Raw genomic sequence first — 24,183 nt, forward strand, 5'->3', positions numbered from 1 at the left:
GAGAACTAAAAATGAAAAAAATATTTTTAACGTTAGTTTTATTCTTTGGTATTTCAGTATCAAGTAGTATCCATGCTTATGCAGATGATATTGCAACAGATGAATCAGTATCAGAAACAATATCGAATGAGAGTCTAAGCGATGAAGTAATAGATAGTTTAACAATTGATGACTTTGTTAGAGCTTATGAAATTTCGAGCTCAGATGAAGCATTTAAAGATCTATCTGAAGATGATCAAAACTTATATATGATTAAGCTATACAATGAGATATATGAGTCAAAAAGCTATAGGGTAACAGCAAGATATCTGCCATCTGCTTATGAGAATTTGAATAGTGCGGAAAAAAAGCTTGTCAAATCATATCCTGCGCAAGCAGCACAAGTGTATACTGCTTCTAGTTTGGCTACAAAAAGGACAAATGCACTATATAAAAACGGGTTGCATAATGGAAACGGAGATGCTTTTAGACATACTTATTGGAATGCTGAGATGGCAACGATGTTAGCTGGATATGGATCAAGTTTCAATCCTTCTAACGGTAAAACAAATGCGAAAAGATGGGCAGATGCTCACGAGGAGAATAAAAATCAACCAGCTAATGAAAAGCAGATGGATCTTTTCAATAATAATGTTGGTAGATCGATTGTAAATAAGAAATATTCATCAAAGGATTTGGAGAAGAAGGCTTTAGCGAAAGTTGATGCAGGAAGTTGTAGAAGAATTGTAAATAACAAAGTAGTTGCTACAACTAAAGCAAGATAGTTTTTCGAGAAGAGATGAATATTATCTCTTCTTTTTTTGTATTGATGATTTGGGAAAATAGGAAACTTCAGTTTTAAATATATAAAAAAAGCCCAGCAAAGAATACTAGGCTTTTTCTTATGGTTTTAAAATGTATACAGGTGGAATATGAATATTGTTTGGACGATCACCGTTTCTGTCAGATAGACGTTGGAAACCGCCATATAGCCCTTCTACCAAACGACTTGAGGGTAATAAGTTGCGCCAATTAGTAACAATTTGATTCAATTTGTTTAGCTTATTTTGTTTTTCATTGTTTTGATTTTCGGTGTAGATGGCTAGAACATTCTCTAAGTATTGGGCCCAAATTTTCAGTTCAATGGAGTCAACATGGTCTGCTGTAGCTATTAATTTATTTAAAGGCTGCTTGGCTTCTTCAAAATAACCTAAATCCATTAAGCAATCGGATAGGTTTCCTAAGCAGATTGGATAATACTTTTTGTAGAAATGATTAAATGAGTCCATAACATTGAAGTCGACGTCTATCAATTTTTGACTGACAATCTGAAGCTGATCCATTGATAGCAGGGTCATAAAATCTGCGAAGAATTGAAGATCGTAAGAAGTCAGATGATTTGTGACTAAGATTTGATTCATCAATGCCTGGACTTCAAGAATATCTATTTTAGGTATTTGTCTTGTATCTTTTGCAAAATACTTTTCTAGCAACAATCGCATTCTGCTTAGCATTAGACTGTTTTTTTGATTTTTTATCAGGTCTTCATAGAGAATAATTGCTTCAGCTATATCATGTGTATCAGTGACAATATTGTATCGCTTGAAAAGGTTTTTGTATTCATGATTTTCACTTCGATAATAGAGATCTAAGATATCTTCAATCCTGGCATTCAATTTTTTTGCTAGTGGCACAAGTATATATATCGGAAATTCACTTTTACCTTTTTTTATTCTTACATACGAACTTTCACTAAGAATCGTATCAACTAATTCCTTCTGAGATAATCCACGACTTTTTCTCAAATCCTCGATTATTTGCACTAAAATGATAGAATCCTCATTCACAGCTCATTAAACCTCCATAAGAAATTGCGGATTCCGCAATTTCTCAATTTTTTGTTGTAAAAATTTTACCAAGTGGTACTATTTGACTTGTAAATTTACACTATTAAAGTATCGGAGGAAAACACCTATGAGTTTAGATTGGATCTTATTTTTATTTGCTGGTTCAGGTAGTGTTCAAACACGTGATGTGCAAATTGGTACACGCTAAAAGTATTTGTGAAATAAAGTTTTAAAGTCTATTTTAGAGTGATTTTGTAAACATGATCATTAAAAAAACACGCCGGCGGTAACAATACATTTTCAATGCTTACAATTTCACTCTTTTCAATCCAAACAAAAAAAGCTAGTTAGAAACTAGCTTTCAGGTGGGTAGCGATTAAATGGCGGCATATTTTCAATTTCACTGAATAGCTCCGTAATTGGAATCTCAAGTATTTCAAACAATGTCAGATAGACATACATCGAAGGTTTTTCAATGCGATTGTTTTCGATTGTTGAAAGATACGAGTAATTAATATCCGCAATTTCAGCTAAATCCCTTATTGTATATTGATGTTTGAGTCTAGCTTCTTTGATCGCTTTAGCTAGATGATATTTAATATTTGTGTACTCTTCATTAGTCATTAATTTAGCCTTTTTATTTTTGAAAATACCATATAAAGCAAAAAAATGTTTGTCTATATACAAACAAAATGGTATAATATTAATGTGAAAGTGAAATATAGTATTGTTGATGTAGTAACTTAAATACTTAGTTAAAATGACCGATAGTAGAAGAAGAGACAAGGATGTTATTTTAGATTGAAAAAATAAATTGTTGTCAAAATAAATTTCTTATGCTATGTTTTACACATAAAAATAAAACAATATTTTTGTTTGACATACTTGTACGAAGCCAAACAAAAAGGAGCCCCCGAAGTAAATCTCGTCACTGCAAGAGCGCCAACTCATGCAGGAGTCATTGATAAACCTCGGTTTCCAATCAAGTGATGCAACACCTGAACGGATTGAGCTCCTTTGCGTCGTAGCTTCTCTACAACGATGTAATTATAACAGATAATGATTGTAGAAAGAAACTTCTGATTCAATGTATTATTGAAAAATGTATGTTTGATCTTTAGTTTCTTCTACAGTTGATCTAGGTGTATGATAGGCCAAATCATCATTTTTGACGCCATCTGTTATTTTCGTTGAAGAGACTGCGATTCTTAGGAGGTAAATTCATGTTCTCGTGAATTTACCTCCTTTTTGTTTGCTTTTATGTAAGTATGATCTAGGAAATGAGGAATGACAATGACAAAAGGGTTAGCAGTATACGTTAAAGATCTAGCAAGAATCAAAACAACGGTACAACTATTTAACACGCAGCATTGGATGATCGAAGGGGAAAACGCCTATCGCTATACGACTCTTTTTGAAAAAGGAAAGCCAAAAAAAATATTTTTCGGGGCTGCAAAAACGGAAACGATCTTTCCACAAATCAAACTTCTTTTTGATCAAAAGGAAAGAGTCATTGCTCAACGATTAAATTCAAATGGTCGTCTGATAACGACAAGAGAAAACAAATATTTCAAAGTCCGGAATCATCGATCAGAACGAGCGTTAGAAGTATATGCCTTGATCACTGCGATAGAAGAAAAAGAATATGAGGAAATGATTCAAAATTATTGGTACCAGGAACGAAAACGAGCGTAACTGCTTTTTGAATCTCAAATTAAACATCTTTTGTTTGCTAGTTTCTAGCAAAATCTCTTGATATGAGTTGATAACGAACGAGTATTGAGAACTAATTGAATATATGAATGTGGGTATTAGAACGCCCCTCTAAACTAAACAGCATGGCTACTAAGGGGTTTAGAGTAACCAGGAATACAATGAACTGGTGAGCCAAAAACATTGAAGGATTTGCCAAGACCGCACGTGTGCGAGCGAATATCCGGCCTTCATAGGAGTTAGATTTCTCCGGTTGTAAAAATCTGCGACTTTTATTTTGTTCTATTTACGAATCTGGTAAACAAAAGATGTTTAATTGGTTAATACTAAAATTTAAAAAGGGAGTGGAAGTTATGACGAAGACAAATAAATTATTGGCAGTTGGAATGTTTTTCTTGAAGATGATGTTTAAAGTTAGTATGGGATTGCTGAAGGTTGCTGTATTTATCTTCATTTTCACTTTCACGTTCGCTGCGATAAACGCTACTTCAACTTCATTTTCTAGAAGGTGATAAAAGTGAAAGTCTCTGAAATAGTCAAGATCACGAAGAAAATAAGAAAAATGGAAAAGCTGAAAAGTCGGTTATTGTCGATGCTAATTGTAATAACAACTTTATTTGGTATTGGAATCATAGGTACATTATTTTTATTCGGTACTCAAGGGTTGGTTATATCGTTTGTTTTAATCAAGTGGCTTATTGCAATAACTATCATCATTTTGCTTTTAATAAGCATCTTGCAGATCAAGATTTTTCTAGAAAAGCTTTCGCTAAGAGGGTAGTTAATTAGGAGGAAGCAAGAATTGGAGATTCTTTATAGAGTACTAAGAGCTATGGCTGTTATTTTGGGTGAAATTATAGAGAGCTTAACAGGCTTAATAAATATTGTTTTTGGGACTATGCTAGGAAAGCTTAGTTTGGTAATTCTGTTAATAGTAGCTATGTGTTTGGACAATTATTTTAGAAAAAAGAGAGAAGAAGAATAAATGATTAAGTGTACAAACTGAAGAAATAACGGAATTGGAGGGTTGGAAATGGAGTTAATTAGTGCAGAAGGTAAAGAACGAATTAAATCAGTTTACAGAGACGTATGTATCGCAGAAAACGCATATAGGAATGATGTTGGGGGTTATAACGGGAATTTTGAACAACGTAAAATTGCAATTGATGACGTATTTCAATCTTTAGGCATGATACATGAAGCTCGATATATAGAGGAAGAAATCTCTGGTCAGACTTGGACTAGGAGTCGCCATGTCGATGGGCGGATTAGGTATGAGTTAGTCCAGTAGTGACAGAAATAATGGAATGGGGGATATGGTTATTAAAATTCTACTCTCAATAATATCATTACTAGTTTTAATAGGTTTTCCACCTGTTTTATATTTTGCAAGTGGAAAAGTCGTAGAATTCTTAATTAATAAAAAAGGTCTATCGGTTGAGAACAAGAGAACATTACCGTACGGAAAAAGAGCTGCGATTGTAAAAGATGAAATTGAGATTTTTTATTATAAAAATATGTGGTGGAGAATATCTATAACTTTATTATCTATTCCTGTTGCAATTATAGTAGCGAAATTGCTTTTAAATTTCGCCATTAATAGATGACATAAATATTGGAATAGGAGGCAGAGTGATGATCCGATATTACTGGATACGTCTTAAAATGAAATATCATTACTACGTTACCAAAGATATGTCGAAATATGATGTTCTTTGGGAAAAGAAAAGTAAGTTAAAATATTATTCCAATAGAAAGAAGGGGACAAAAAGTGACTTTACCAATTAACGATTGTCCACATTGCGGTTGCTCTACATTCTATCGTAATCAAGGAGGATTTTTATGGGATTTGATTTACTTGTATATAGTGGAAACAAAGAAAAGTGGTGTGAAAAATCATTCGACTGCTTCGCTCAATTTCACTCTCATTACGGGAGTAAAAAAAACGACATTCTACTTTCCCTTTTAAAAATTACTTTAGAATCAACTGCTGATATGAAAGAAGAAGATTGGGAAGGATTAGATTACGATGGAACAACAACCCTTTCAAATGTGAAAAATGCAAAAAACAAACTGCAAGTTCAATCACAAAGATTAGGATTAAGCCTAGAAGCTAAAGAAAAAATTGAAAGCTTTTTAGACACGATTATTGATTTAGCAGATTCTGAAAAACTTTACCTATCTTGGGGTTGAACAAAAGATGGAGAAATGCGAATGACCAAGAAAAGATATAGCTTCCATTTTCTGATAAAAACGTCCACTATCCACCAAAATTGTTAAATCAATTAAAGGAGGTCAATATGAGTAGTATTGTCTATATGATAGTAACCTTTACTATATGTCTGTATGGGCTATATCTATATGGGAAAATGTCTAATTTGGAAGATATTGACCAATACCTATCAAAAGAAAATCAAGAGTCCTTACTAAAAAATTGTTACTATGATCATTCTTTCAAGAAGCACACTCTACAGGAAATTGAGATAATGATTCATCGAATCAACGCACAGTTGATGGATCTGAACGAGGATAGGCTAATAGTAAGGGCAGAACTATCAAGCAAAATCGATAGTTTGAAGGCCTTGAAACACAAAATTATTGGTGATAGTTACAATGAAAAATTAGCCGAATTATCGCCAGATCAACGTGCATTAGATGATTGGGATCGATTTTAATCTTTGTTTGAAGGGATAAAAAAAGGTCTCCTAGTTTCCGCTAGAAAGACCAAATTATTATGTCCTAAGTAATTATAATAAAAAGAAGAATTATTACAAATATATTGACTTTATTTTTTGAATATTTGAATGCGGGAGCTTGAGGAAAATTTCTCAAGTTTTTTTGTTACCCAAAAAGGAGAAAAAAGATGAAGAATGTCTGTCGTAGTCCATAACTAAAGAAAATATCAACAAGTGAAGGGAGGGCAGAAACAGATGGATGCTGAAAAGAAAACCTTGTATTTAACCGTAGGAAAGGAGGTTTCCCTAAGTTTTACAGGAAACGGTGAAGCATTACAGTATATTCGCTTGAGCGTGAATAAGCTGGCAGAAATTATTAATAATGGCTTGGTCGATCGCCAAAGTATTTTTGAAATTGACGAAGTTTCACTGATCACGAAAAGTAATTATAAGACCGTTGTGCAAGTGGTCGCTGGGAAACAAGTATTACACGGTAATACGGATCATGTAGACGTGGTTATCGATAAAGATAAAACAAAACAAAAAGCCGCTGGAAAAGATATTTTCACGAATGGCGACTTTTTATTTATCGTTGATCAAGAACAACACATATCAAAACAAGAGCTGCATACGCTAAATATAAAGAACTCAAAAAGTTATTTAAACGAAGGAGACCGCCTATGATCTTATATGGCCAAGGAACAAAGAATGCGTAATCGAGCACCACCGTCCTTTTCGAAAATCCATTTTGAAGGAGAGGATGTGAACAGGTACCAATGAAAAAGAAGCACAAACTCGTCGTTTCGTTTTCAGTGATGATCATTTCTCTTCTTGCTATGGCCAACTTTCCTTATGTTTTGGCACAAGAACAAACAGATACCGCTAAAACGGATCAGGAAGTGGCTGCAGTATCGGAAGAGACCTTAAACAAAGAACAGGAATCAACCGTTGTTCAAGGTGCTGATGGCTTACTGTACGTGGTAGCAGACAAATCAGACAAAGAACAGCTGCTTTCTTCAGATACGCCGCAAATCGCTGAAAAAACAGAAGGAGATTTTACAGCTGTTGAAGTAGGGATCGATGAAAAGCGTCAGGAAAAAGCGGATCAGGCAGATCAAGAAATCAAAGACTTTGATGAAATCGATCTAAATGATGTTGAATCGCTGCAATCGGCAGTCAATAGTGAAGATCTTCCATTTATTGAAGAAGATCAAGTCGCTGAAGAATTGTCAAAGGCCAAAGATTTAAAAGAATCCGAACAGATCTTGATGCAGACACGTTTCTTTTATGCTGAAGAGATACTGAACCAAACGAACAACTTGAATGATGTTCCTTCTATGCTAAAAGAAAGCAAAGTTGCTTTACTGGCTTCTGTTTCAAAAACAGTCTCTGAAACAACGATCAATCCGCCAGCTGGTTATCCTTGGCTGATGTATATCGTTCGCAGCAACGGCTATTCTTACACAGAAGACCGTGGGATCCGGCGGACGATCGATGGGAAAGATGCGTTTTGTCTACAAGCAGGGGTTACGGCAGCTAAGACATACACAGATGCCGGAAGCAGCTATTTGAGTACTTCTCAAAAAGAAACGATCACGTCCATTATTAGTGCGTACCGTGAATTAGGCGGTTGGGCAAATAACGACGCTGGAAAGCAACGTTGGATGGCCGCACAAATTCTTGTTTGGGAAAATTCAAATGAAAAACCAAAAAGTATCACCATTACCCCTAACCACAAAGATGGTGTGACGGACTGGAAAAGCAAAATCACCACTCGTGCTGGTCAGATCCGCACACGTCCCCAGTGGGACGCAACGTCTAAGACGGTCTATGAAGGAGAAAAAGCGACCTTTACTGTGAAAAACAGTTGGGGCGATCATAACCTCTATGTAGAATCCGTCAGTGGTGGCGCAAAAGCGACGATCAGTGGCAATAAACTGACCGTCGATACGAATGGATCCACTGCAACAAAAATCACTGTAAATATGGTGAAAGGCTCGAAAACAAACGAAAAATATCCCACTACTGTTTGGGCGAACGGTTCGTATCAAAAACTGGTCACTGGTTCTTTTTATGTTTCAACTTCCGTAACCGTGAATGTGAAGCGAAAAGGGACAGTGGATGTCTTGAAAGTAGATGCAGATACGAAAAAGCCGCTAGCAAATGCGACCTTCCGCTTTACGTATGATGGAAAGACAACAGACGTAAAATCAGGAACGGATGGGAAGGCAAAGCTAGGAGAACGATTAAAGGCTGGGTCAGTAGTCAAAGTGAAAGAAATAATTGCTCCTTCAGGCTACAAGTTAAACGGAACGGAGTTTTCAATCACGGTAGGGGAAAATACGAATGTTTCGAAGACCTGGACAAACGAGCGACTCGCTGGCGCTGTAGAGCTTACCAAAATCGCAGACGTCGATCAAAAGTCGTTAGATGGTGTGGTATTTACACTATACAAATCGGACGGATCCATTTTACAAGATAACCTAAAAACCGACACAAATGGCCAACTGAAAGTAAAGGATCTAACGCTGGGATCCTATTACTTTAAGGAAAAAACGCCATTGGTTGGTTTTGAAACAGATAGTAAAAACTACTCGTTTACCATTACTGCAGATGTGACTGAAGCAAAGCCGGTGAAATTAACAATCACCAATCAGTACAAATTGAGTGCTTCAAAGACGGTATCAGACAAGAATGAGACAGGCAAAACCAGCAATACTTGGTCAGCTGCTTCCGATGATTTTCTACAATATGATTTAACGACAAGTACGGTAGAAAAACTAGGGTCTCGTTACTTAGCTGATTTTGTGATAGAAGACCAGTTTCCAGCTGAAACGGTTGCGATTTCTACGGTACAAGTTTTGGCGCAAGGTAGTGATGTGACAGATCAATTTACAATTACCAAAGATCTGACGAACGGGAAAGTGATTGCTACTGCAAAAAGCAACGCCCTTACAACTTCTGGATTTTATGGGAAATCATATGATCTACGTACGAAAATGATGCTAAAACAAGAAGTTCTGACCGCTAAAAACAAAGCAACACTGGCCTTCAGTAAGCAAGGTAGTGTGAAAACAGGAACGAAAACTGCTGCTTCAAACGCTGTTACAACGACTTTACCAGCATTCAAGCTGACAGTGAATCATGTGACAGAAACAGAAAAAGCGCTGCTTAAACAAGTCGTTGAGACCAAGTACGATGGGGAGTCGTACGAGTATAAGTCGCTGGATGATCTATTCGACGTGAAAGGCAATCGCTACCGCTCGAAAGTGACTAGAAGTGGGGTCGTTGCTGGCAAAGATCTTGTACTTGAGATCCCGTATTATCTACCGTCCTTAGAGATCAATGCCGAGAAAGTTTCAATACTGACTGGCAAAGCGTCATTGACGGACAACTTGAAGGCGACGATCACTTTTTCAAAGTCAGCGAGTTACGAAGAAGAATTGAAAAACGTTCTTTATCGATTGACTGTAACTGATCAAAAACAGAAGAAAACTGTCTTTACAAAAGATATTTCGCTTGGTTCTTATGCTTCAAACCTAGCTGTTGATTTACCTACTGCAGGCTTTACTAAAGGAGAGAAGGTTCCTTACTCTCTTTCACTGCAGGTGCTGAAAAATCCTGACAAAGTAAAGGCTGAAACAGATACGATCGATTTTTCAACATTCGGGTATACCGCTTCAGAAAAAGTTATCACAAATGCGGATCTGAAAAACGGTAAGCTTTCCTATGGCGCAGTGAGCCAAACAGAAGCAACGAGAAAAACCAAAACGTATGTAGAAAAGAAAGAGACTCTTCAGTTTGATTTTGAAGAGCAGCGTTCGTCAAAAACGGGCTATGGGCTACCAATCACATTAGCGCCGATCTACAGTAGTGAGATCCAAGATACGCCACTACTCTCGTTTACACTTTCTTCTCCAACGAAGCTAGTCGATACCTATTTAGATCTTCAGTATGTCGAATCAAAAGGGAACGTTCAAATCCCGTTAGATCGTACGATCAATCAAGTAGCGAAACAAACGACGGCCGCTATTACTTCTACAAAATTTGAGTTTCCTCAAATAAGCGTAGAGGAGAAGACGGGTGCATTGTATACGCAAGAACAAGTAAAAAATCCAACAAAAAAGATATCAAACAAATTACTTGATGGGGGAAGAAAGTTTTATTTGCCGATTTGGGCAGAAAAAGGGGACTACAATCTGACGCTGCAATCGAATGTGGTTGGCCGGAACTTTATTCAAGTATCGATGAACCAAACGCTTTCGATCTACGCAAACATGTATGCGACGATTGATAGTAAAACAAAGAAAGAAGATGAATTGTTACTCACGCCGGTTTATCCTGATACGACTGTGCCAAACGGATGGTCAAAAGCAGAGATCACGTGGTTAAGAGGAAAGTAAGGAGTTGGGCAATATGTATGGTTCAGCCGTTTTTGATGTACGATCGGAATTAAAACAGTCCAGGCACCTATTGCGTAAAGTAGTTTTTAGCAGTTTAGGGATCCTGGTCTTTTTCTTTCTCTTTAAGCAGTTGATCGGGATCCCGTTCAATTACTTGAATCAGATCAGTTCTTCGTTTTTAAACTTTGGTGCTGGAAGCAGCAATGTCTCCGGTTCGCTGACCTCAGCGATTCAACAAAATCAATTTGTTCAGGCCGTTATGGTATTCGTTACTGGGATCTTGGCAGTCTGCACCAAATTTTTTGATGAAATCAAACAACTATTTTTCAAGTAACGATCGGCTTTGATAGCCGGTTTCTATTTCTACTGAAGGGAGGTGACATTCATGGATACAGTTCAACATCATTCTCACACATTGATGAACATTGCGATTGCAGTAGGTTTAGTTGCGATCGTCGGGGGTGCAGCTTTCGTATTTTTTCCTGACTTAACAAAACAAATGCTCGCTAAAATCACTACTTACGTTTCAACATTACCAACAAAATAATGGATAAAAAGATGATCGGGGAAGACACTCTTTGTCTTCTCCTTTTTCTTGGTTAGGAGAGGGAGGAATGACACATTATTGGCGACAGATCACGGTTATGATCGTAGGAGCACTTTTTATGATTTTAATTGCGTGGTTTTTTATCGGAAATGCCAAGAAAGATACGGAAGCATTTAACATTACTGAAGCGTTAAGAACAGCTGCAATCAGTAACAAAGATGATTCTGCACGCATTCAACCAGGCACTTTTTACTTGGATCAAGCCAACTTTGAAAAAGAGTTTGAGCAGACGATCAAGAAGCAGCCGTTTTATGCAAAAAAAACGGTAAAAGTGACGTTCAACTACTTAAAAGAAGCAGATAACAAAGGAATCAAAGGCATTCGTGCCTATGTAGAGTCCGATGGATCCATTGACGAAGCCACATGCATTTTAAGTACGCCGGAAGGAGGGTAAATCAATGGTTGTTATTAGAGAAAAAAAGTCCGTATTTCAAGATGAAAAAGACGTGTTAAGAAATGTAAGAAATCTCGTGACTACCAATCAATTTCGCAATGTACCTTCAGCTGCTGAAGAAGAGCAAGACGATTATTTGAAAAAATTAGTTGAAGATAGTCGAGTCGAAGTGATTCGAGACGATTTAGTCGAGCATTATCCAGATGAAGTGATGCGTGCCTTCACTTCTAAAGTTTCTCGTGAAAAGCTCGTTAAGTTGGTTCAAGAAGAACAACGATTTGGAAAAAATGACGAAGGACACAAAAAAGCGGCTTATGTTATCAATGAGATCGTCGGCTTTGAATTTATCGATCGCCTGCTTTTGCAAGACGAGACAATCACGGATATCGGATGGAACAGCACGTTTCTAACCGTCGAAAGTGCGGATCAACTACGAATTTACACGGCAGAACAATTACAGTTGACCGATCCTGAAAAGACGGTATTTCGAATCGTAAAGAAGTTTGCGGATACTGTAGGAAAGCCATTTACTCGAAATGACCCTATCTTGGATAGTGTATCAGGAAATTTACGATTAAACGCTATGCATCAAGTGATCAGTCCAAGTGGCACTACGATGTCCTTACGGGTCAGTCGACCAGGTCTAGTGTTGACCGAAGAAACGTTTGTCGATTTTGCGCCATCTTTTGTTTTAGACTTTCTTAAAATAATTATGAAGGCTGGATCAATGAGCGTGATCGGTGGGGAGACGGGTTCTGGGAAAACGGAATTGATCAAAATGATGTTGTCCTTTGTACCAAAAAAAGACCGTATCTTTATGATTGAGGACGTTCCTGAAACAAGGATCAAGGAACTTTTGCCAGATCATGATATTTTTTCTCTCGTTACAGGAAATATCGTGACGATTTCAGATCTGGTTCAAGCCGCTTTACGGAATTATCCTAAATGGATCGTTCCGTCAGAGACACGGGGTTCTGAAGCTTATGAAATGATCCAAGCTGCACGGACAAACCATTCGGGATTGACGTCGATTCACTCAACAAATTGTCGCGCACATCCTCGAAGGTTAGTCACCATGTCTAGTATGGGGTACAAAATCAATGAAGAAGCAGTTACTGAAGATATCCTTACATTCTTTGACTTTGGGTTTCAGATCAAAACTGCTTATATCGAGATCGATTCGGAAAATCTTATTTTCAAAAAAATTCGATATTTGTCAGAAATCGTAGAGTATTCAGTAAAAGATACGGCCACTACTTTGTTTAAACAAGTATTAAACAACGGGCAGTTCTATGTTACTACGGGTGAGTTGTCTGATCAGTACAAGGAAAAGCTAGCAGAACGCTTCTTAACTTTTGATTTTCCTGAAATGACCAATGAAAAGATTAATAAATCGGAAGAGCTTGAACAGATTCTTCAAAAGGCGGTGAAAGAGTTTGCGGATCAATCAACTTCAGACGGAAACTAAAAACCGTGTAAATCTTGAAGAATTACATGCATTAAACAGTGCTTACGGGCAGCGATTAAAGCAAAAAGAGATCGTTCAGCTCGTTGGACTCCCAGCTGTAGTCTTAGGCGTTTTTTCATTGATTCTGACTTATATTTGGTGGATCGTTGTCGGGTGTACAGTGATTGGTGCCATCTACGGCTATCGTTTTATCTTGCCAAAGGTCGTGAATCGGCGGTACCAGATACAGTCATTGGTGGCCAGAAACAAATTTCTTTTGAATCTCACACAAGTGACGATGGACAATGATTTGACTGTTCTTCAGTCTTTGGCCTATGTGATCGATGAAACAGAAGGAGAACTTTCTGAAGATCTCCGAAGCTTGTATGCCGCTCTTGGTGTAGGGTCTGATCCGGAACGGGTCTCTTATTTATTGAATACCTTATCTGAAAAGTATCATGATGATGCGATTTTTGGTCAGTATTTGGAACAGCTTGACACGATTATTCAAGAAGGGAAAAACAATACAGATTCGTTGCAATACCTAACAGAACACCACAGTAAAATGTTAGAAAAAGTCAATTCGTTTTTAAAGAAGAAGAATGAAATGTTAAGCGGTGTGCAAACACTTCTTTTTTTAATGGGCGCTATTATCTTACTATTTCATGGGGTTTCTTTCTTCATGAATGGTGATTTTGCGCAATACATGGACGGCTATGCGCACCATCCAATCGGTTATGTCAGTTCAGCCATTTGTCTCATTTCGCTTAGTGTGATCTTAAATAGTTTCTTCAAGCAGTATTTTGATGATTCTGTCACGGAATTGGGGGTGCGAACCAAAAAATGAATCTCGTTATTCGAAACAAAACCGCTGAACCAAGTGAGAATCGACCATTTTTTTCCCGTTTACTTTCAGATGTTGTTTATCAAAATCTATTAGAAATGAATAATACTAAGGAAAACATTGAAAAGTGGGCGAAAAAGAAAATTCGCACCTCTGCCATCTGTTTTTCTATCTTTGTGGTTCTTGGCTTTTTAATGAGTTTGTATCTGATTCCTATTGGGCTAGTTGTCAGTGTGCTGATTTATTTGGACACGATCAAATCAGTTAAGGTCGTTTATCAGCAGTTTCGATTTGAACGTCAAATTCAATTTTCAAAATTTTCACGGCTACTTGTTCCGATATTAAAACAAACAAGAGGGGGGATCAATCTTCGTTCTGTTTTTGAGCGAATCGTTCCAAGGATGCCACATGAAATCGATAAGAAGATCTTACAACGGCTCATGTTGGATATGAGTCGAAATCCAAGCAGTTTCGATCCGTTTAAGATGTTCGCTAAACAAATGTCTGGCACTGACAGCAGCCGGTTATTTATGGTTACTTTGGCACGTTTGGCACAAGGATCAGCGAATTTGCAAGTGATCGATCAGCTTTCGAGGATTACCAGCGAAGAAATGATGGCTGGTATTGAACAAATCATCCATTTTAAGCTCAGTCGATTTTCGGGGTTGTATATGAAGCTAGTAGGAGCGATTTTGGTCTTTGTTCTCGGTGCTTCTATTGCGATCATTCCTTTCCAACTTGGAAAAGTCTATGTTTATCTCTAAAGAAAGGAGCATAAATTATGGATATAGAAGATAGTCAGGGAGAAATTTTCAGCATGTTGTTTTACTGTTTGACTGTACTTGCCTTTTTGAGCGTCGTCGTTTTCGGTTATCAACTTCAAACGATCACTACTTATCGGCAACAAGTCAATTATCAAATCGAGCGAAAAGGTGGACTGACAGCTGAAGCAGTTTCAGAGCTTAAAGAGTACTCAACTAAACAATTTCACGGCTGGTATACGATAGAAAGTACACAACTAGGGAAAAAGGCTGCCTTTGGAGATACGGTGGCTTATACGATCAAAGCGACCTATCCAGTTTTATTTCTACCAGACAATATCTCTGTGAAAATCGGCATTGAAGGACAAGCGCCTTCTCAAGTGAGGTGAAGATATGGGAAAAGTATTTTCAAAGCTATTGCGGGTGATTATCAGTTTGGTCGTGGGTGCGCTTTTTCTTAAAGTAGTCATTGATTATCAAGACGTCATAAAAGCTGCATGGGAACAGTGGTGGACGCAGCAAAGCATAAGAATGTGAAAGGGGTGATCGTGTGTCCGGGCAATATCGGGTACATTTTTCGCACGTCAACAAAAAATTGACACGAAAATACCGTGCATTGAACACAAAGATGGTTCACGGTATCTTTCAAGCACAACAGATCATGGAACAGCTACAGCGTTCAATCACGGAGCCTACGAAATTGTCAGTAGTGATTGACAATGGCGAACAAGAAATAATCTTAGAAGACGTGGTCGTTGATCCTACACGGAACATGGTACAACTGTTAGATATGTTGCAAGAGGAGATATCTACTCTTGAGTCAAACCGCTTGGAAGGAGAAAAGCTTTACCAAGAAATCAATCGGCAATTCAATGAAGAACGAAAAGCATTGCCAGAAATGGAACCAAGACAAAAGCGAACCTACTCGAAAAAATCGAGGGGTTTTTCTTTTTTTAGATAGTCAATTAGCCAGGAAGGAAGAAGTATATGGCAGGGAAAAAATCAGCGGTGTCACCATTTGTAGAAGCCGCAAAAGAATTACTTTCTCAAGAAGGTATTCCCTTTAAGGAATGGACGAATGATCATTTACGAGATAAAAAAATGGCCATTCTTGAAGGAAAAGACAAGGAATGGGAAGAATCAACGATTGAAAAACAATGCGAGTCTTACGTGCTTTCAAAAATCAATACTCTTGTATCAGATAAAAACCAAGTGAAAAATGGAGGAAATAAACATGTTAATGAAACTACAACTAGCACTGCTAACACTACCAACGAATGATTGGGTCACTTCTTTAGATAATTCAGGAAAAACAATCTACACAGCACTACAAAAACTATCACTACCACTGGCCGTTATTATGACGATCGTTGCCGGAATTATTTTCATGAGTTCAGATCGAAAAGCGGACATGGCCAAAAGTATGTGGTTTCGGATTGCTTTAGGAATGATCGTAATTATGTCAGCTGTTTCATTAGCAACCTACTTTCAAGGGATTGGTAAAGGATTCTAAAATTAAATGTATAAAAAGATGGGAAGCATTAGCACTTTCCATCTTTTTTTAAAGGAGAGAACCATGGGAAATTATATTTTGCGTTTTACAAAATTACCAAAAGAAATCAAAGCTACGAAGCGATTGACCCTGAAAAAGAAGTATTCTCTTCCTGAAGCGAGAGAACTTTTTTACCAGGTTCAAGCAGACGTTGGGCCGCTGGATAATAAGATGACTTTAGAGATCCATCGTATAGAAGGAACAAAAGACTATTGGGAGTTCACTCTCCCCTTAACAAAAGATGTACCTTTAGACCTACTGATCGACGAGGATATTATTCAGGAGCTTAGAAACTTAAAGGGAAGCCAAAAAGAACAGTTTGAAGAATTGGAAAATGATCTTTTAATCGAGTTCGATCAGCCATTTGAACCTGTTGAACAAGAAGTCAACGAACCAAAACCATCATTTCTTAGCGGCTTGTCCTTGCCAGAAGTGAAATTGCCGGAGGTTGCGGAAAATCTGCTTTCTCGTGTATTACCGAAAAAGCAACAAGAAGCAGTTCCTGTTATTACCGAAGACCAATTAAATGCGCCTGTCGAAGAAGAGGAAGAAGTACTAGATTTATCTGAAGACGATTATATTCCTGATTATGAAACGATAGAAGAGGGCGAGCTTTCATTTGAAGATCCAGAAGAGAGCAAGCAAGAAACCACAATTTCTCAGAGTTCAGAGGAATTGAATCGTGTATCTACAGCGAAAGAGCCGGCTCCTGGCATCGTGATCCCTCCTTTGGATACGTATTTGGATCTAACGACTCAACCGATTTTTAATCCTATCGAATCGCTGATCGCTAAACTAGAAGCAAAGCTGGATCGTCAGACGCAAGAATTGATCGTGTATTTTGATTTAGCGGATAAAAATGATTTTATTAGTGAACGAAAGAAAGAATTTATCCGGACGCAATACAATCCAACGTTCTACAAACAGTTGATCTCAAGCCTATATAAATTAAAAAATGACGTAGAGAACAAATTGATCAAAAAGTTGACGATCGCTTATCAAGAAATTACTGCAGACGACGGTTCTGAAGAATGTCTTGCGGAATTAGCTGCTAAAAAAGCAATTCTAAGTGAAGAATTTACTGATAAGATCGAAGCAGCGTTCACTTCTTTAGAGAATCAATTAGCGCTTGATAAAGCGAGGATCCAAAAGCGCCAACAAGAAGAACTTGAACGATTGAATAAGCGCCATCAAGACGAGCTTTATCAAATCGATGTCAAACTGCAGGCAGACAAACAGGAAAAAGCGGCACAACTCAATCAAATGAGACAAGAAGCAATCGAACAAGAGGAAGAAAAAATCACTGCTTCTTATGAAGAAAAAGCTCATAAGTCACAGTACAGCCAATTGATTGAGCGTAAGAACAGTCAACTCGAAGAGTTAAGCACGATCTTGGTCGAATCAGTGCAACAAGTCACGGATCAAGAACTGCAATACTTACAATCAATGAAATCAAAACTGATTGAATCACAGCCTGTCTTTGAAGAGCAACGTCGGATCCATGAACAAGAGTTACGGGAAAAAGCCGTACTTGCGCAGCGTGATCGTGAATTGGCTATAAAAGAAAAAGAATTGTCCCTAAAAGATAAAGCCGTGCAGAATGTTGAATCGACGAAGCAACAAAATCAACAAAAAGAAATGGAAATCTCTCAATTTCTTGCAAAACTGATTGATGATCAGACCCGAAGAGGGGCTGAAAACTTAGCCACGCAACAACAGCTGATGGCATTTATCCAACAGCAACAACAAGGAACGCCTTTACAAGCAGCGCCAACACAACCAAGTGCCGTACAACAAGCAGTAGGGAAACCATCTTTATGGAAAAAAATCACTTTAAGTGGTGCGGTTTTACTTGCCGTGGCAGGATTTGGCGGCTATGTTCATGCAAAAGCCCAACAAGATTCAAATCAAACAACTGTATCTGCAGCTGTTCAAACAGAGAATTCTTATGCGAGTTTCGAATCAACGGAACCAGCAGTTCCTTCTTATGATGATCAAATCAGTGCTGGCAAGTATATTGAAGCGGCTAAAGAATATCCTGAAAATATTGACCATGTGGTTCAAGTCGTCTTTGAAAAAGAGGACACAGACACCTTAAAGCAGCTAACAAAGCTAGGCGAATCTGATTATGGTTTATTGGATCTGGCCATTCTACAACAAGATCAAAAGGCCATTACGTCCATCTACCAAGAGCTGTCAGATGCGTTGAAAAAGGATTTAACCATGGGTCAAAAACAACAGATCGCTTCTGCTTACTTGTTACAGGACAAGCCGAAAGAAGCAAAATCGGTATTGGAATAAGGTGAGCGTCTATGCGAGTACGAAGTAAGAGACGCTCCTTTTTCTACCGATTATTTTCTGTGTTCGGTCTGAAAAAAATTGCCCTTTTTATCGGAAGGGGTTATTCGATAAAAGGAGAAGGACTAGCCGAAGAACATAAGCGTCATGCACCAATAGCGTTTCTTGGCTTTTTCAGTGCCTTCTTCTTGGTTTATTTTATGAGCAACTATCTGATCAATTTTATCGTTTCATTTCTGCCGATTCTTGGCCAAGCTTTTACACTTTCGATTAACCAAGACTTTTCAACGGCTGGAAAGCTGTTTCAGATGTTCCCTTATTTTGCCCGTTCCTTGTTTATTCATGTAGGAACGAACAAGCAGCTGATTATCACGCTGCCTTTGGCCTTCTTTTTTGCCTGGTTCGTCTTTAAAAAGCTGACTCGAAAATTTGATTCATTGAGTTATGGGCAAGAAGGAGACGCCCGTTTAGCAACGATCCAAGAGATCAAAGAGCAATATTCGGCCGTACCTGATCGAAAGGAACGGTTTGAAGGAATGGGCGGTATTCCTATCACGCACTATATGAACAAGTTTTATATCGATCTCAATACAGTCAATTCACTCATTCTAGGGACGAGTCGATCAGGTAAGGGTGAGTCGATCGTTTTTCCACTGACTGATATCTTGAGTCGAGCGAAGGAACAGTGTTCTCTGATTTTTAATGACCCGAAAGGAGAACTCTACAAAGGATCAAAAGAAACATTAGAAGAAAGGGGCTATGAGGTACAAGTACTTAATTTAGAAACACCCGATCAATCCATGAGTTATAATCCGCTGCAGCTGATCATTGATGCTTATGTAAGAGGGGATTCTTCTTCTGCGCAGATGTTGGTGGATCAATTCACGTATGCATTGTTCAACGATCCAAACGCCGGTCAGAACAAATGGGTCTATAGCGGTGCGCAGAAACTGTTAAACGGCGTGATCTTAGCCCTAATCGACTATTATTTAGAAAAACACGATTTAGGAAAGATTACAATGTACAATGTGGCACAGTGGATCATTGAAATGACAAATCGAAAAGTCATTGATCGGGTCACGAAAAAAGAGTACACACAACTCGATCTCTACTTTGAACGTTTGCCGCAAGGGCATATCGCCAAAGCACAATACTCTTCATTCTCTTCTATGGATTCGAAGAATAAAGGGCCAATTCAAAGTGCTGTCTTGGATAAGTTAACGATTTTCCAAGGGTTTGAAGCGATTGCGAAGATGACGTCAAAAAATAGTTTTCGGCTGAAGTCGGTGGGTTTTCCTAAGTCGTTGTTCTTCCAGTTTGATCGATCGATGTATGATCAAATTTTGAAAGTTCGCTTCTTGCGTAATGGGCAAGTATTAGGAGTAGAAACGATCCGTCCGAATATGGCTGGTGTGGTGGATTTGAACTTCAATTTGAATTTAAACACTGGCGATCAATTAGAAGTGGTTTTTCAAGATAAAAAAGCAACCTATTCGATCACGCTACTTGAAAAAGATGGTGAGTTAAATAGAACCAGCGGAGATTTAGACGAGTTGAAGCAATGTGAACTTTTCTACACAGAAAAGCCGATCGCTGTATTCATGATCACGCCGGATTATGATCCGTCTAAAAATGTGATTTCTTCCATGTTTGTTAAACAACTGTATACAACACTTGCACAAAATGCTGGAAATACAAGAGGTGGGAAGTGCTTCCGAAGAGTCCATTTTATCCTGGATGAATTTGGGAACATGCCAGCCATTGAAAGTATGGATAACATTGTGACCGTTTGTTTAGGGCGAAACATTCTGTTCGATCTATTTTTACAAAGCTATGCGCAATTAGGCTCTGTGTATGGAGACTATACGGCGAAGATCATCAAAGAAAATTGCCAAAACCATTTGTATATCATGAGCCAAGACAAAGATACGCACGAAGAAATATCGAAAAGAGTTGGTGAGAAAACGGTAGAAAAACATTCGACTGGTGAACAGGATCCACTTTCTCTTGATACGAGTAAACAAACCAACGTCGGCTCTCAACGAATAATCACCCCGTATAAATTATCTACGCTTATGATGGGTGAAATGGTTGTACTGAGGTTGCACAGGGAAAACAAAAAGCGCCAAAAAATCCGGTCGTACTCTATTTTTTCTACGAAAGAGACGTCGATGCCTTTTCGATTTGAATATTTGGGTGAGTACTTTGACCCAAACCGACCGATTGAAGACTTTAACATTCCCTCTGAACATAAAACCTTTGATTTAGCAGCAAACGCAATCGACGTCGATGATTTGATTACAGAATCAATCAACCGATCGCTGCTTTTGTCTCTGGAAGAAGGCCTTCAGCCAGAAGAGGAACTGTTACAAATCGATGAAGATACCTTTGCATCAGTCCTCAAACGGTTTGATACAAAAGATTTGGAGAACTATCGAGAAATTATCAAACTCTCGATAGTCGAGGATCCGGAAGAATCACAAAAAATTGATTTAATCGACTTTTTGAAACAAGCGGTTACTGAAGATCTTAAACCACTTTTTAATGAAGAAGAACGGTGTGCATTTCTACAACTGGCTAATTTTTATTTAAACGACTCATACTATAAAGATATTTCTAACTTAGTCCGATTAGATACAGAGTAGACGTGCTATACTAAATTCAAATTGACAGAAAAAGAGGGGTTAATGTGAAACGTTTAAAAATGATTGGTATCGGTTTATTAATGGTACTTAGTGGTGTTTTTCTTCTGAGTGGATGTTCAAATTCACCTGAAGCCAAACTGGCAGATCTTTTTGAAGGAGATCAAGTCTATTATTTAGCCAATTCGCCTTTAGATCAGCCAAGGTTTACGATTGAAAAAAGTTCTGAGGGAAAAGTAACTGCATATAGCATAAAAGGCGGCATTTCAGAAGAGTTGGATTACTCTGTAGAGAAAAAAGGAGATGGGCTATATCAATACCATATAGAAAATGCTGAAGGAAAGGCAATATTTGAATTGCTTGGTGGATATTCTGATACTACTGACTTCAAAGCATTTTACGATCAAAAACACGAAGGATATGCCTTTGTGCCAGTATCAAAAAATTATGCCAAAGCTGATTCAACATTAAATGAAGTGAAAGCCATTTATGAAGATGATCCGATGTATTTCGTTTCAATGTATGAAGAAAAATAAGTGTAATGATTAATAGCAAAGGAAGACTCGATATTGAGTCTTCCTTTTTTTATGATTGGAAGGTGAAAATCACGGAAAAAGCAACGGAATTTTTACAAAAGTTTAGCGAATGGATTCATGATGCGAATCTATTTAGCTATATTTTCAAATGGATAAGCAGTAACTGGATCAAGGGATTGTACAAACTGGCTTCAGGAGTGGAAGATATACTTGATCAAGTATTTAAGGTATTTGGCTTTTTAGAAAACGGAAAAATCGGTACGATTTACACCAGTATGCGTATCCTATCTGGTACTATTTTGGTCATTATGATCATTATCTTAGCTTATAAATTTATTCTTAATGAACGTGTTAATTTACAAGCTGGCTTGTTTCGAGCAGCTTTGATCGTTTGTTTGGGCATTCAACTGCCTGGCATGATCACGTCCAGTGTCGATTTGGCTGAAAAAGTTTACGGACAAACAAAAACACTAGATGGTGGAGAAGCAAGCACCTTGTCTTATAGTATCGTCAAAGAAAACTTAGCGGATCTGCAGTATGCGTCTAAAAAAGGCTTTGGACGGTTGAATGGGCAGGCAGGAACACCAAAGAATAATTTATCAGAAAAAGGATTTCAATCGACCGATCTGACTGAAATAATTACTCCAGATAGTCTTAAGGACATGAAAGAAAAGGCCTATAACAAAGATGATGTATCGTATTTGGAATATAAACTAAAAACAGATGAAGAAGGAAATATTACATCTGAAAAGATAAAAAATGGTACCTTTAGCTTTTTTGACGAAGGAAAATTCCGTTTCACATACAAGACAGGCACGATCACTTTATCATTAGTGACCGTGTCTTTTGCGTTTATTTGTTCGGCGTTTATCATTGCGACCTCTTTGCTTGAACTACTATTTGCAAAATTGATGTTTCCAGTTCTTTCTGTTTCTGATATTGAAACCGGACAACGAACAATAAAAATACTTTTGGATATCGGAAGCAGCTTATTAGCAATCATGTTGACAGGGTTTAGCTTGAGTATTTTCAAACTGTATTTTTCCTATATCGGAACCTTGCACATAGGCTTTTTGGCGTACTTGATCTTGTGTATCGTTGGGGTTCGAATCACGATCGACGGGCCGAATTTCTTTGGTAAATACCTTGGCATAGATATCGGGGTTCGTTCAGGATGGCAAGCTATGGTTGGTACAGCAGTTGCGGCGAAAGCTGCGACTTCCGGAACTGCCGCAGCTGCCGGCGCAGGCACAAGTGCGGTAAAAGGCGGAATCAATGCTGGAAAAAGTATCAAAGATCATGCTGGCCAAGCGATCAGTCGTATGCGAGTCAATAACGGTGTACATGAAAGCAACAATGATAAATCGATTCAGAGTCGCTCAACGGTTCCAGGAAACAATGGCTCTTCTAAAAGCAGTGTGCAGGAATTTGCGGCCAACATGCGCCAAACATTTGGTATGAATGATCAACAAGAGCCGGTGACACAAACGCAAGGATCGAATCGATCAGCGGTTCCAAATGATCAGATAAGTCCATCGGTTCAAGACAAGGATCAGGTTTCTGCTAATGGAGATTTGCCTTCAGGAACCAATCTTTCACCAGAAACAATGTATCAACCAATGAACGCTTCTGCTTCTTCCAGCACCGTTTCCCAAGGAAAAGAAACAGATGGAAAAAGCATTGGCAATATTTCAGCTGAAGAGCTGAAACATATGGGTGAAAGCGGCAATCGAACTGAATCAACGATCGACCCTATCAACGGCAATCGTGCGAATGGTTTGGCAACGGGGAAAACGGACGCTTCACAAAAAATCCAACGAACGACCATTCCACCGATTCATACGCCAAGTAGAAAAGCCGCCATTCAAGCAGCGACTGACAAAGTCAATCAGGGGAATAAAACGCAACAGTCAAACAATCCGAGTGCATCTGAAGGAAATCCGGATAGCAATCAAAGAGCCAATGATCAGGAAGTGAAACGAGCAACACCAGAAACGTCTTACGGCACTTCTGCAGCAGCACCAAGTCAATCTGTTCAATCGAGTGAACAAGCGTCTGAAGGAGCTTCTGTGGCATTTGAACGGACTACAAGTGTGAGTCCTTCTACAGCTGCGATCGTACAACGAAGCAATCAATCGTCTGCCAGCGCTGGCACTCAAACGGTGCAACAATCACCAAGTAGAGGAATTGATCGATCAACGGTAACACCTGCTAGACGGAGTGAGCCAAAATCAGGTTCGATCAAACAATCAGTACAACCAACGAACCATCGATCGGTGACTATCCAGAAACCTGCAGAAAAATCAACGGCACCAACGTATCATATTCCAACGGTTGAATCAAAAACGAAGGAGCTTTCAACACCAAAAGAATTGGCCACCAAATACTTGAAAGAGTCGAGTGTGACACCAGAAAATGATTACTATGATATCTATCAATCCATGAATAAAGTAAATGCCGATGATTATATTTAGGAGGAGATCTC

At 38.3% G+C, this 24,183-nt stretch carries 26 protein-coding genes; 24 read left to right on the forward strand and 2 right to left on the reverse strand.

The features are described 5' to 3' along the window. The first annotated feature begins 11 nt into the window (after positions 1-11). Positions 12-764 carry a DUF6973 domain-containing protein gene (locus tag IGI94_RS16465; RefSeq protein ID WP_438899999.1) on the forward strand — a complete coding sequence of 251 codons (753 nt, stop codon included), beginning with the start codon at positions 12-14 and terminating at the stop codon, positions 762-764. A 117-nt stretch (positions 765-881) separates the two neighbouring features. Here the strand turns inward: IGI94_RS16465 and IGI94_RS16470 are convergent, their stop codons facing one another. Next, entirely contained in the window at positions 882-1,826 is a 945-nt protein-coding gene (locus IGI94_RS16470; RefSeq protein ID WP_438900000.1) for a helix-turn-helix domain-containing protein, read from the reverse strand. Between the two features lie 354 nt (positions 1,827-2,180). Next, on the reverse strand, positions 2,181-2,450 hold the full coding sequence (locus tag IGI94_RS16475) for a helix-turn-helix domain-containing protein (RefSeq protein WP_034872731.1): 270 nt from the start codon (positions 2,448-2,450) through the stop codon (positions 2,181-2,183). Between the two features lie 669 nt (positions 2,451-3,119). On the opposite strand from IGI94_RS16475, the gene IGI94_RS16480 reads away from it, so the two are divergent. The 23 genes from IGI94_RS16480 to IGI94_RS16590 all read left to right on the forward strand — a co-directional run bounded on the left by IGI94_RS16480 (position 3,120) and on the right by IGI94_RS16590 (position 24,172). Further along, entirely contained in the window at positions 3,120-3,521 is a 402-nt protein-coding gene (locus tag IGI94_RS16480) for a hypothetical protein (protein WP_142960386.1), read from the forward strand. A gap of 820 nt (positions 3,522-4,341) precedes the next feature. Continuing rightward, complete coding sequence (locus IGI94_RS16485; RefSeq protein ID WP_142960385.1) at positions 4,342-4,524, forward strand: hypothetical protein; 183 nt, start codon at positions 4,342-4,344, stop codon at positions 4,522-4,524. A 48-nt stretch (positions 4,525-4,572) separates the two neighbouring features. Further along, complete coding sequence (locus tag IGI94_RS16490) at positions 4,573-4,830, forward strand: hypothetical protein (RefSeq protein ID WP_207490865.1); 258 nt, start codon at positions 4,573-4,575, stop codon at positions 4,828-4,830. A gap of 25 nt (positions 4,831-4,855) precedes the next feature. Then, entirely contained in the window at positions 4,856-5,146 is a 291-nt protein-coding gene (locus IGI94_RS16495) for a hypothetical protein (RefSeq protein WP_207490866.1), read from the forward strand. A gap of 235 nt (positions 5,147-5,381) precedes the next feature. Then, entirely contained in the window at positions 5,382-5,732 is a 351-nt protein-coding gene (locus IGI94_RS16500) for a hypothetical protein (RefSeq protein ID WP_142960383.1), read from the forward strand. 107 nt (positions 5,733-5,839) lie between these two features. Beyond that, complete coding sequence (locus IGI94_RS16505) at positions 5,840-6,214, forward strand: hypothetical protein (RefSeq protein ID WP_207490867.1); 375 nt, start codon at positions 5,840-5,842, stop codon at positions 6,212-6,214. 255 nt (positions 6,215-6,469) lie between these two features. Then, positions 6,470-6,898, forward strand: coding sequence for a hypothetical protein (locus tag IGI94_RS16510; RefSeq protein WP_010749173.1), 429 nt, complete (start codon positions 6,470-6,472; stop codon positions 6,896-6,898). A 92-nt stretch (positions 6,899-6,990) separates the two neighbouring features. Next, on the forward strand, positions 6,991-10,617 hold the full coding sequence (locus IGI94_RS16515) for an MSCRAMM family protein (RefSeq protein WP_438900001.1): 3,627 nt from the start codon (positions 6,991-6,993) through the stop codon (positions 10,615-10,617). A gap of 13 nt (positions 10,618-10,630) precedes the next feature. Next, positions 10,631-10,951, forward strand: coding sequence for a hypothetical protein (locus tag IGI94_RS16520; RefSeq protein ID WP_086373493.1), 321 nt, complete (start codon positions 10,631-10,633; stop codon positions 10,949-10,951). A gap of 51 nt (positions 10,952-11,002) precedes the next feature. Then, on the forward strand, positions 11,003-11,164 hold the full coding sequence (locus IGI94_RS16525; RefSeq protein WP_139843268.1) for a DUF2065 family protein: 162 nt from the start codon (positions 11,003-11,005) through the stop codon (positions 11,162-11,164). Between the two features lie 67 nt (positions 11,165-11,231). Continuing rightward, on the forward strand, positions 11,232-11,618 hold the full coding sequence (locus tag IGI94_RS16530) for a hypothetical protein (protein WP_086373492.1): 387 nt from the start codon (positions 11,232-11,234) through the stop codon (positions 11,616-11,618). Positions 11,619-11,622: 4 nt separating this feature from the next. Beyond that, positions 11,623-13,086 carry a CpaF/VirB11 family protein gene (locus tag IGI94_RS16535; RefSeq protein ID WP_207490869.1) on the forward strand — a complete coding sequence of 488 codons (1,464 nt, stop codon included), beginning with the start codon at positions 11,623-11,625 and terminating at the stop codon, positions 13,084-13,086. Beyond that, entirely contained in the window at positions 13,055-13,912 is an 858-nt protein-coding gene (locus tag IGI94_RS16540) for a type II secretion system F family protein (RefSeq protein ID WP_200127117.1), read from the forward strand. The genes IGI94_RS16535 and IGI94_RS16540 overlap by 32 nt, the downstream gene beginning before the upstream one ends. Next, positions 13,909-14,673: a hypothetical protein gene (locus tag IGI94_RS16545; protein WP_207490870.1), complete on the forward strand. Its 765-nt coding sequence runs from the start codon at positions 13,909-13,911 to the stop codon at positions 14,671-14,673. The genes IGI94_RS16540 and IGI94_RS16545 overlap by 4 nt, the downstream gene beginning before the upstream one ends. A gap of 17 nt (positions 14,674-14,690) precedes the next feature. Next, the gene (locus IGI94_RS16550) at positions 14,691-15,059 is read left to right on the forward strand and encodes a hypothetical protein (RefSeq protein WP_140966476.1); all 369 of its coding nucleotides are present in this window, start codon (positions 14,691-14,693) and stop codon (positions 15,057-15,059) included. A 4-nt stretch (positions 15,060-15,063) separates the two neighbouring features. Continuing rightward, positions 15,064-15,207, forward strand: coding sequence for a hypothetical protein (locus IGI94_RS16555; RefSeq protein WP_186366433.1), 144 nt, complete (start codon positions 15,064-15,066; stop codon positions 15,205-15,207). Between the two features lie 13 nt (positions 15,208-15,220). Next, entirely contained in the window at positions 15,221-15,631 is a 411-nt protein-coding gene (locus tag IGI94_RS16560) for a hypothetical protein (RefSeq protein ID WP_144772028.1), read from the forward strand. Positions 15,632-15,657: 26 nt separating this feature from the next. Further along, the gene (locus tag IGI94_RS16565; protein ID WP_207490871.1) at positions 15,658-15,951 is read left to right on the forward strand and encodes a DUF5415 family protein; all 294 of its coding nucleotides are present in this window, start codon (positions 15,658-15,660) and stop codon (positions 15,949-15,951) included. Then, complete coding sequence (locus IGI94_RS16570; RefSeq protein WP_230319195.1) at positions 15,905-16,183, forward strand: hypothetical protein; 279 nt, start codon at positions 15,905-15,907, stop codon at positions 16,181-16,183. Before IGI94_RS16565 ends, IGI94_RS16570 begins: the two co-directional genes overlap by 47 nt. A gap of 63 nt (positions 16,184-16,246) precedes the next feature. Then, entirely contained in the window at positions 16,247-18,523 is a 2,277-nt protein-coding gene (locus tag IGI94_RS16575; protein WP_438900002.1) for a hypothetical protein, read from the forward strand. Positions 18,524-18,534: 11 nt separating this feature from the next. Next, positions 18,535-21,165 (forward strand): VirD4-like conjugal transfer protein, CD1115 family, encoded by a 2,631-nt coding sequence (locus IGI94_RS16580; RefSeq protein ID WP_438900003.1) that lies wholly within the window; start codon positions 18,535-18,537, stop codon positions 21,163-21,165. A 44-nt stretch (positions 21,166-21,209) separates the two neighbouring features. Then, on the forward strand, positions 21,210-21,698 hold the full coding sequence (locus IGI94_RS16585) for a hypothetical protein (protein WP_438900004.1): 489 nt from the start codon (positions 21,210-21,212) through the stop codon (positions 21,696-21,698). 5 nt (positions 21,699-21,703) lie between these two features. After that, the gene (locus IGI94_RS16590) at positions 21,704-24,172 is read left to right on the forward strand and encodes a pLS20_p028 family conjugation system transmembrane protein (RefSeq protein ID WP_438900005.1); all 2,469 of its coding nucleotides are present in this window, start codon (positions 21,704-21,706) and stop codon (positions 24,170-24,172) included. Positions 24,173-24,183: the final 11 nt, after the last annotated feature.

This window comes from Enterococcus sp. AZ149 (genome assembly GCF_051714285.1).
In the GTDB taxonomy this organism is placed as follows: domain Bacteria; phylum Bacillota; class Bacilli; order Lactobacillales; family Enterococcaceae; genus Enterococcus_D; species Enterococcus_D entomosocium.

Excerpts from the sequence above, each read along its gene's own strand:
- IGI94_RS16550 (WP_140966476.1), top strand. The coding sequence starts at position 14,691 with ATGGATATAGAAGATAGTCAGGGAGAAATTTTCAGCATGTTGTTTTAC.
- IGI94_RS16475 (WP_034872731.1), bottom strand. The coding sequence starts at position 2,450 with ATGACTAATGAAGAGTACACAAATATTAAATATCATCTAGCTAAAGCG.
- IGI94_RS16520 (WP_086373493.1), top strand. The coding sequence starts at position 10,631 with ATGTATGGTTCAGCCGTTTTTGATGTACGATCGGAATTAAAACAGTCC.
- IGI94_RS16580 (WP_438900003.1), top strand. The coding sequence starts at position 18,535 with ATGCGAGTACGAAGTAAGAGACGCTCCTTTTTCTACCGATTATTTTCT.
- IGI94_RS16515 (WP_438900001.1), top strand. The coding sequence starts at position 6,991 with ATGAAAAAGAAGCACAAACTCGTCGTTTCGTTTTCAGTGATGATCATT.
- IGI94_RS16530 (WP_086373492.1), top strand. The coding sequence starts at position 11,232 with ATGACACATTATTGGCGACAGATCACGGTTATGATCGTAGGAGCACTT.
- IGI94_RS16505 (WP_207490867.1), top strand. The coding sequence starts at position 5,840 with ATGAGTAGTATTGTCTATATGATAGTAACCTTTACTATATGTCTGTAT.
- IGI94_RS16555 (WP_186366433.1), top strand. The coding sequence starts at position 15,064 with ATGGGAAAAGTATTTTCAAAGCTATTGCGGGTGATTATCAGTTTGGTC.
- IGI94_RS16490 (WP_207490865.1), top strand. The coding sequence starts at position 4,573 with ATGGAGTTAATTAGTGCAGAAGGTAAAGAACGAATTAAATCAGTTTAC.
- IGI94_RS16510 (WP_010749173.1), top strand. The coding sequence starts at position 6,470 with ATGGATGCTGAAAAGAAAACCTTGTATTTAACCGTAGGAAAGGAGGTT.
- IGI94_RS16590 (WP_438900005.1), top strand. The coding sequence starts at position 21,704 with ATGATTAATAGCAAAGGAAGACTCGATATTGAGTCTTCCTTTTTTTAT.
- IGI94_RS16525 (WP_139843268.1), top strand. The coding sequence starts at position 11,003 with ATGGATACAGTTCAACATCATTCTCACACATTGATGAACATTGCGATT.
- IGI94_RS16500 (WP_142960383.1), top strand. The coding sequence starts at position 5,382 with ATGGGATTTGATTTACTTGTATATAGTGGAAACAAAGAAAAGTGGTGT.
- IGI94_RS16575 (WP_438900002.1), top strand. The coding sequence starts at position 16,247 with ATGGGAAATTATATTTTGCGTTTTACAAAATTACCAAAAGAAATCAAA.
- IGI94_RS16565 (WP_207490871.1), top strand. The coding sequence starts at position 15,658 with ATGGCAGGGAAAAAATCAGCGGTGTCACCATTTGTAGAAGCCGCAAAA.
- IGI94_RS16545 (WP_207490870.1), top strand. The coding sequence starts at position 13,909 with ATGAATCTCGTTATTCGAAACAAAACCGCTGAACCAAGTGAGAATCGA.
- IGI94_RS16570 (WP_230319195.1), top strand. The coding sequence starts at position 15,905 with ATGTTAATGAAACTACAACTAGCACTGCTAACACTACCAACGAATGAT.
- IGI94_RS16495 (WP_207490866.1), top strand. The coding sequence starts at position 4,856 with ATGGTTATTAAAATTCTACTCTCAATAATATCATTACTAGTTTTAATA.
- IGI94_RS16535 (WP_207490869.1), top strand. The coding sequence starts at position 11,623 with ATGGTTGTTATTAGAGAAAAAAAGTCCGTATTTCAAGATGAAAAAGAC.
- IGI94_RS16480 (WP_142960386.1), top strand. The coding sequence starts at position 3,120 with ATGACAAAAGGGTTAGCAGTATACGTTAAAGATCTAGCAAGAATCAAA.
- IGI94_RS16465 (WP_438899999.1), top strand. The coding sequence starts at position 12 with ATGAAAAAAATATTTTTAACGTTAGTTTTATTCTTTGGTATTTCAGTA.